The sequence below is a fragment of the Priestia sp. P5_B4 genome, from assembly GCF_056400385.1.
In genome coordinates, this window is the sequence record NZ_JBFULJ010001400.1 from 1 (window position 1) to 657 (window position 657).

Below are 657 nucleotides of genomic sequence, written 5' to 3' on the forward strand. Positions count from 1 at the left end.
GCGCTCACCGCCGCCGCGGCCGCCACCGACGCGTGGCTGCGGCGCATCGGCCGCACGACCGCCGACGAAGCGCCAAGTGCGCTCATCGAACGGCTGCAGCAGGTCGACGCCGAACTGTTCGTCGGGCAGATTGCGAATGCAAGGCGCCTCATCGAAACCGCGCCCGCATCCCAACGCACCGACCCCCGCCTTCGATTGCGCGAAGGCCAGCTCGCATTTCGCGCCGGGCGCGTTGACGAGGCCGCGCGTCTTTTCGCTTCGATCCTGCAAGCCACGTCCGACGACGAGGTACGCGCCGAAGCGCTGATGGGAAGCGGCGCGGTGGACATCCGCCGCGAGCTTTACCCGGCCGCCGAAGCACACTACGGTCAGGCATTGTCGATCATCGCGCGCGGAAAGCCGGACGATCCGGTTCTCGAAGGCAATGCCTACAACGGACGCGGCGTCGCGCGCGTGCAGCAGGGGGACATGGATGGCGCCGTGCACGACATGAGCATGGCGCGCATCGCGATGCAGCGTTCGGGCGACCTGGTGGAAGCCGCGACCGTCGGCGTCAACCTCGGGCGCATCGAAACGCAGCGCGGGCATCTGCCGCAAGCGCTGCAGGAACTCGATCGCGCGATCGCGGTGTTCCAGCGCTTCGACGTGCGCGATTAC

1 protein-coding gene is annotated in these 657 nt (G+C 68.5%); it reads left to right on the forward strand.

Annotation, left to right across the window (positions count from 1 at the left end):
• Nucleotides 1-657 (forward strand): tetratricopeptide repeat protein (locus AC1DRF_RS31230; protein ID WP_477742728.1); only part of this gene is annotated, 657 nt, incomplete at both ends.